The organism is Staphylococcus croceilyticus, assembly GCF_002902575.1.
Taxonomy (GTDB): Bacteria; Bacillota; Bacilli; order Staphylococcales; family Staphylococcaceae; genus Staphylococcus; species Staphylococcus croceilyticus.
On sequence record NZ_PPRD01000096.1, the window covers coordinates 1 to 1046 of the forward strand.

The 1046-nt window shown below is 29.5% G+C and carries 1 protein-coding gene; it reads left to right on the forward strand.

Translation table 11 applies throughout. The annotated features are described in order from the left end of the window. The first annotated feature begins 66 nt into the window (after nt 1-66). Entirely contained in the window at nt 67-933 is an 867-nt protein-coding gene (locus CD128_RS10425) for a hypothetical protein (RefSeq protein WP_197730774.1), read from the forward strand. The last annotated feature ends 113 nt before the right edge of the window (nt 934-1046 follow it).

Below are 1046 nucleotides of genomic sequence, written 5' to 3' on the forward strand. Positions count from 1 at the left end.
ATATTTATTATTTGGTAAGTATAGTACAATATATTTAATAACTTAAAATTTAAATGGAGGTACAGTATGGATAAAGCATTATTTTACATAGGTATGGCTTTATTATTTATAGCTTTTATAATAATATTATTTGCCATCATCGCAGTATTTAAAAATAAGAGTTATTTAAAATATTTTGCAATGGCCATTACTATTATTTTACTAAGTATGCTTGCATTAGGTCTTCATAAAGTAATCGAAGGCAATAATCCATCAGCTACAGAATCAACCCAAACAAAAGAACATAAATCTGATGATGACAAAACATCAAAAGACAAAGATAAAAATAAAGATAAGAAAAAAGACAAAGAAGATAAAAAGGATAAATCTTCTAAAGAGAAAGATAACAAAAAAGATGAAGACAACAATGATGATAATGCTGATAACCAAGGTACTGAAGAAGAGCAAAATAATGCTGATGACACAAATAATGAACAACAATTCGATAATCAACAACAAGAACAAGGTACTGAGCAGCCACAACAATCTGCCGAACAACCAGCTAATGATCAGACTCAAACTAATGATCAAGGTCAAGGCAGTAATAATGTAAACAACCAAGATAATTCTCAAAATTACAATACAACGACTGGACAAGATAATGGACAAGGCAATAGAAACAATAATTACAACAATGCCCAAACTTATAACCAAACTAATGATACAGGTAATAACAACAATACAACTGATAATGGTAATAACAATGGTGGTCAAGGTACTAATGACAATGCTGGTGGTCAAAATGGTAATGTAGAAACTTATTCAGCTAATAATGGGCAATCAGGAGATAATGGACAAGAACAAAGACAAGAGCAAGGACAAGAACAAAGACAAGAGCAAGATAATGGTGCAGATGGTACAAGCGCTCCAAATGAAAATGTAAGTAATCAATAAAAAACAGATAGGCATAGCCTATCTGTTTTTTATAATTTATGGCAATTTCGCTAATTTTCACAATATCTATTGAATAATAATAAATATATGCCATACTAAAAATATAATTATTT